Below are 6,000 nucleotides of genomic sequence, written 5' to 3' on the forward strand. Positions count from 1 at the left end.
CCGTGGCCCCTGTGACATCGCGGAAGGGGGCGGCGCCACACGAGGTGAAGGAGTAGGCGAGATGACGTCAGTAACGGTCGAGCAACCGGCCCGTGACGCCCGACAAGTGCTGCTGGACGCGGGAAGGGTGACGGGGCCGGCCATGCGGGCGGCCATCGATCTGCTGCCGGAGCGGGTGCGCTGTCTGGCGGAACTGCACTTCGACTGGTCCGGCACCGACGAGCCCGTCGGCCGGAAAGGCGCAGGCAAGGCGATGCGGCCGGCCCTGGTGCTGCTGGCCTGCGACGTCGTCGGAGGCGCCCGCCCGGCGGCGGTGCCCGCCGCGGTGGCGGTGGAGTTGGTCCACAACGGATCCCTGCTGCACGACGACATCATCGATCGCGACCGGCTGCGGCGGGGGCGGCCCGCCCTGTGGGCGACGCAGGGGCGTCCCGCGGGGATCCTGGCCGGTGACGCGCTGTTCTTCCTGGCGGTCCAGGTCCTCAACACGTCCGCCGCCCCGCTGGACACCGCGGGCATGCGCTGCCTGATCACCTGGGTCCAGCAACTGCTCGAAGGGGAGTGGGCCGACACCCCGCTCGAACAGCAGTCCGCTGTGTCGGTCGCCGAGTGCTCGGCGGTCGCCGCGGCCAAGACGGCCTCCCTCACCGCGGCCGCGTGCGAGCTGGGAGCCCTGGCCGGCGGCGCCGACGCCGAGCGTACGGCCCACCTGCGGGCCTTCGGCACCCACCTGGGGCTGGCCTACCAGATGGCCGACGACCTGCTGGGCATCTGGGGCGACCCGCGGCGCACCGGGAAGCCGGTGGGCTCCGACCTGACCTGGCGCAAGAAGTCCCTGCCCGTCGCCGCCGCGCTGGCCTCCGGGACCACGGCGGGGGAGACGCTCGCCCGCCTCTACTGCGACGGCACCGAGCCCCTGACCGCCGACGAGGTCCGGCGGGCCACCGAACTCGTCGAGGAGGCGAACGGCTGTACCTGGACCGTCCGGGAGGCCGAGCGCCACATCGGCCTGGCCCTGGACCACCTGGCCGCGGCCGGCCCGGATCCGGTGCCCGCCGCCGAGCTGGCCGCACTGGCCCGTCTGATCACCCATCGCGACCACTGACCGACCCCGGCCTCCCGAGCACTGGAGCAACCGTGACCGACCTGCCCGCCTTCCACTGCCCCTTCCCCGTCGCGGTGCGCCCGGACGCGCTGGAGTTCGACGACCGCCCCAACCGCTGGATCGACGGCTGTCCTGTCCCCACCGACCCCACCGCCCGCGCCCGCATCCGCTCCACCCACTCCGGGGCGTTCGTGGCCTGCGCGAGCCCCGACGGCGTACCCGAGCGGCTGGAATGGGGCGGGCGCTGGTTCCTGATCGGCTTCACCGTCGACGACTGGATCGAGTCGCTCACCACCGTCGAGGAGGCCGTCGCGGTGGGCTGCGCGCTCCAGCGGGTGCTGGAGACGGGTGCGGACCCCGCACCGGCCGACGGCCTGCCGTTCGCCAGGCACTTCGCGGAGATGGCGCGGGACTGCCGGTCCTTCGCCACCGACACGCAGTACAGCCGGTTCACCGCCGCCTACCGCGCGTACCACCAGGGAATCCCGCTGGAGGCGGCGTACCGGATCGCGGGCCGGACGGTTCCGCTCGCCGAGCACGTGAGTCTGCGCAACTGGCTGTGCGGGGCCCCGATCGTCTGCGTGGCCCTGGAGATCTACAACGACATGGAGATCCCCGGGCACGAGCACGACCACCCCGCCACGAGCGCGCTGCGCGAGGCCGCCGGACTGCTCCTGGGCTGGGCCAACGACATCTGCTCGCTGGGCAAGGACATCGAGGACGGCGGCGGTGCCAACAACCTCGTCGCCGCTCTGATGGACCACCACGGCCTGGACGTCGCCCCGGCGACCGCGGAGGCCGTCGCCGTCTGGAACCACACCATGGGCATCGTCCTGCGCCTGCGTGAGCGCGTGGCGGCCGGCGCGGGCCCGGCACTCGAACGGTTCCTGCGGGACCTCGACAACACCCTCGCGAACACCATCCACTGGCACGCCAACAACCCCCGCTACGGCGACCTGCCCCCGATGGCCGTCGCCGCCGAACCGCCTGCGGGCCCCGGCCCCCGCCACGCCGCTCCCCTCGAAGCCTGGTGGACGCGTCTGACCTCGGTCCTCGACGCGGCACCCGCGCCGGCAGCGCAGAGAGCCGTATGAACCGCCTCCACAGCCACAGGAGCCCGACCTCGTGAGTGTGTCGACAACGCCTTTCACCACCGCCACCGCCCCCGGCGCGCTGCCCCTGCTCGGTCATGCCCGGCAGCTCGCGTACCGGCCCATGGAGTTCATGCGCTCCCTGCACACGTACGGTGACCTCGTCGAGATCAGGATCGGCCGCACGCCCTACTACGTGCCGTGCCACCCCGAACTGCTGCACCACGTGTCGACCAACGACCGTGTCTACGACAAGGGCGGCCCCATCTATGACCACGTCCGGCAGTTCGTCAGCGGTGTCGGTACCTGCCCGCACGCCGAACACCGCACACAGCGCCGCCTGATCCAGCCCGCCTTCCGCCCCGACCGGCTCGCGCACTACGCCGGAACCATGCAGGAGGAGATCGCCGGGCTGACCGGGGCGTGGCACGAGGGACAGGTCCTGGACCCGTTCCCCGCCTTCCACGCCCTCAGCCACCGGATCACCGCCCGCACGGTCGTCGCCGCGCGTGCCGACCGGGCGGCGGCCCACGCGATCAGCCGCTCGTCCGTCGTCCTGTTCGACGAACTGTCCCGGCAGATCCTCACGCCGTCCTTCCTGCGGCGCCTCCCGACCCCCGGCAACCGCCGCTACCGGCACGCCGTCCGTACGCTCCGGCAGGCGGGGCAGCACATCATCGCCGACTACCGCAGGGCCCCGGCACAGGACGCGGACCTGCTGGAACTGCTGCTCCGCGCGCAGGCGGACGCCGGCGGAAGCGGCGGGGCGGCCACCGAGGACATCCACGCCGAGATGGTCGGCATGCTCCTGGGCGGAACCAACTCCGCCCCCATCCTCACCTGGGCCATGGTCTGCCTGGACCAGTACCCGCGGGTCCGCGAGCGTCTGCACGCCGAGGTCGACACCGTCCTGGCCGGCCGGCCCGCCCACTACGACGACCTGCCCGCCCTTCCGTACACGCACCGGTTCCTGAACGAGACCATGCGCCTGCATCCCGCGGGGTGGATGACCACGCGGACCGTGACCTGCCCGGCCGAGCTCGCCGGGCGCCACCTCCCCGCCGGCACCGCCCTGATCGTCAGCCCCCCGGCGGTGCAGCACCGCCCCGACGTCTTCCCCGCGCCCGACCGCTTCGACCCGGACCGCTGGGACCGGCAGCACGCTCCCGCACCGCCTCGCGGCTCGTTCCTGCCCTTCGGGGCCGGACCGCGCCAGTGCATCGGCGACACCTTCGCCATGGTCGAGATGGTGCTGACGGTCGCCACCATCGCCGCGCGCTGGGAACTCACCGTCGTACCCGGCAGCGACATCAGCCACCCCCCGTTCCAACTGGCGCACCTGCCGCGCCGCATCGGCCTGCGCATCACTGCCCGCCCCCGACCGTGACCGGAGGCGCCGAAGGCCGCGGCCCGGCGCCTACCAGGCCAACGCCGCGCTCACCAGCGCGGCGTTGGACGCCCCCGGCTCCCCGTCCGGCAGGACCAGCGTGTCCTCGAACCCCACCCGCCGCCCCAGCCCCAGTCGCCCCGCCAGGGCCAGCACCGGCCAGGTACCGCCCTCCTCGCCGTGCAGCAGGACCGGCCGCCCGTGCGCGGGGCCGATCCGGTCGAGCAGGGCCCGGGCGGAGCCCGCCGCGGTCGCCGGGTCGTGGTCGGTGACCTCCGCGAGCACCCGCAGGACCCGCGGCCCGAGCGGTGACGCCGCGAACCGCTCGGGCCCGTCCGTACCGGACCACAGGCCCGCCTCCACGCCGACCCCCCGGTCGAGCAGGGCCCGCGCCACGTCCTCCGCGCCCGGCTCGTGCCAGTTCACCGAGGCGTGGTCGGGCAGCACCGTCCACTCCCGCACCCGCGCGGCCCGCGCCTCCGGGTCGGGCTCGGCCCACGCCCCGGTGGTCACCCCGACGGGCACGGGGACGGCGGCGCGGATCGCCACCAGGGCGGCCGCGACCGCGCCCGGCGCGACGGAGTCCTTTCCGCACGGGCTTTTGGGGTGTACATGTACGTCACGCGCTCCGGCGGCGACGGCCCCGGCCGCCGACTCCGCGAGCGCGGCGGGCGACAGCGGCACGGCCGCGCCGTCGCCCGCGGTACGCGCACCGTTCAGACACACCTGCAGGAGCGTGGCGTCATGTCGAAGCATGGCGCCATGACACCACACCACGGGGAGGGCTGATGAGCGTCGCCGTCTGCTCGTTGAAATGGGAATCGGCACGGTCGGGCCCGCAGCGGATCACGTACGACAGCGACGGGTACCACCTGGTGCGGTTCCCGTACGAGGCGCAGGAGGAGGCCTACGACCCCTGGCACATGCACGACCCGGCGCACGGGGGCACCAAGCCGTCGACGTTCCCCGACGCGCGCTCGGGGCTGATCTGGCCGAGCCACGACGGGTGGGCCACGCTGACGGCGCTGGTCTTCTGGCACCCCGACGGCAGGCCCTCGGAGTACCGTGCCCGCTTCGTGCGCGACCCGCTGAACCTGTCGACGGGCTACGACTCCACCGCCACCACCGACACCGTGCCCACCCGCGGCGGCCAGTACCGCGCGTACATGTGGCAGATGTTCGTGCACCCGGGGACACCGGTGGGCCTGAAGATATCCGCGCGCGCACCCGGCGACGTGAAGCTCGCCGCGCCGCTGATGCTGGCCGAGTTCAAGGTGGCCATCCAGACGGACGTCCTCAGGCCCTGAGCTCCCCGGGCCCCTCAGACGGCGACGAGCGACCGCGACCGCCGGGACCGCGAGCGCCGCACCGCCTCCGACGTGAGCACCGGCGCGGGCACCACGATGCCGCAGCCGGTGCAGACGGGACCCGACGACGGTTCGTGCGCCAGGCCGTAGCGCCATTCGAGGTCCGTGTCGCCGCACACGGGGCAGGCGGCGCCCGGCTCTCGCTCCAGTGCGGTAATGAGCCGGCGGAGGACCTCGGCGAGCGGCGCGGACGGGTGCACGTCGGGGTCGTCGCACCAGGCGATCCCGTGCCCGCCCCACGTGCACCGGTGCCAGTCGTCCACGCTGCCCGGCCGGCGCAGGCCGTCGTGCTTCTCCTTGCGCCGGCGGCGCGCGAAGTCCTCCTCGTAGGCGAGCCACACGTCGCGGGCCGCCTCCAGCTCGTCGAGCGCGGCCACCAGCCGCGCCGGATCGGGCGACCGGTCCTCGGGGCCGAACCCCGCCCGGGAGCACAGGTGGTCCCAGGTCGCCCGGTGGCCGTAGGGGGCGAATCTCTCCAGGCACTTGCGCAGTGAGTACCGGCGCAGCGCCAAGTCGCACTGCGGATCACGTACCTGTCTCGCGAGACTCCGGAATCCGGCCATCGCCCTGCACCTCCGTCAGACGTTCTCGGACGTCGCCAGTGACCCAGCGGACATCGAGTAGACGTATCGACAAGCGATTTGGTGCCATCCGATTTCCGATGGCTTCTCATCAGCGCGTTCCCCGCGGGTCCCCGTCAATGCGTGACCGATGTGGAGGTGCCGTGGCGGCGGCCCCGCTGCCACCCCGCGCGGGCCGGAGCCGCGCCGCCTCCCACCGGCCGCCCGCCGCGTGGCCGCCGCCCCCTGCCGGCGGGTGGCGATGGTGAAAAGGCGGGCCCCGTGCGTCTTCAAGGTTCGGCAACCCGGCAGTAACCTCCGCCGCGACACGGCCCGACGGCCCCCCGGAGGAGCATCCATGCGACGACGCAGCGCACGGCTCAGAACCCTCACCACAGCGGCGGCCCTGGCCCTCGGCGCCTCCCTGCTGCTCTCGCCCGGCCCCGGCGGGGCCGCCCCCGCGCGGCAGGCCCGCCTGCCGACCGCCCCC

The 6,000-nt window shown here is 74.0% G+C and carries 6 protein-coding genes; 4 read left to right on the top strand and 2 right to left on the bottom strand.

Annotated features, from left to right (window positions below; translation table 11 throughout):
* Positions 1 to 61: 61 nt before the first annotated feature.
* From IE330_RS26615 to IE330_RS26625, 3 genes are read left to right on the top strand one after another with little or no spacing between them, the layout of a single operon-like run.
* Positions 62 to 1,105, top strand: a complete 1,044-nt coding sequence (locus tag IE330_RS26615) for a polyprenyl synthetase family protein (protein WP_190138665.1) — start codon at positions 62 to 64, stop codon at positions 1,103 to 1,105.
* 32 nt (positions 1,106 to 1,137) lie between these two features.
* The gene (locus IE330_RS26620; RefSeq protein WP_190138666.1) at positions 1,138 to 2,199 is read left to right on the top strand and encodes a terpene synthase family protein; all 1,062 of its coding nucleotides are present in this window, start codon (positions 1,138 to 1,140) and stop codon (positions 2,197 to 2,199) included.
* 31 nt (positions 2,200 to 2,230) lie between these two features.
* Complete coding sequence (locus IE330_RS26625; protein ID WP_190138667.1) at positions 2,231 to 3,583, top strand: cytochrome P450; 1,353 nt, start codon at positions 2,231 to 2,233, stop codon at positions 3,581 to 3,583.
* A gap of 30 nt (positions 3,584 to 3,613) precedes the next feature.
* Here IE330_RS26625 and IE330_RS26630 read toward each other — a convergent pair whose 3' ends face one another.
* A complete protein-coding gene (locus IE330_RS26630; RefSeq protein WP_190138668.1) occupies positions 3,614 to 4,339 on the bottom strand; it encodes a 3-keto-5-aminohexanoate cleavage protein in 726 nt (241 codons plus the stop codon).
* 32 nt (positions 4,340 to 4,371) lie between these two features.
* Here IE330_RS26630 and IE330_RS26635 point away from each other — a divergent pair, with 32 nt between their 5' ends.
* Positions 4,372 to 4,890, top strand: coding sequence for a hypothetical protein (locus IE330_RS26635; RefSeq protein ID WP_190138669.1), 519 nt, complete (start codon positions 4,372 to 4,374; stop codon positions 4,888 to 4,890).
* Between the two features lie 14 nt (positions 4,891 to 4,904).
* Here IE330_RS26635 and IE330_RS26640 read toward each other — a convergent pair whose 3' ends face one another.
* Positions 4,905 to 5,513 carry a hypothetical protein gene (locus IE330_RS26640; RefSeq protein WP_190138670.1) on the bottom strand — a complete coding sequence of 203 codons (609 nt, stop codon included), beginning with the start codon at positions 5,511 to 5,513 and terminating at the stop codon, positions 4,905 to 4,907.
* Positions 5,514 to 6,000 lie beyond the last annotated feature (487 nt).

The organism is Streptomyces longispororuber (assembly GCF_014656095.1).
Lineage (GTDB): Bacteria > Actinomycetota > Actinomycetes > Streptomycetales > Streptomycetaceae > Streptomyces > Streptomyces longispororuber.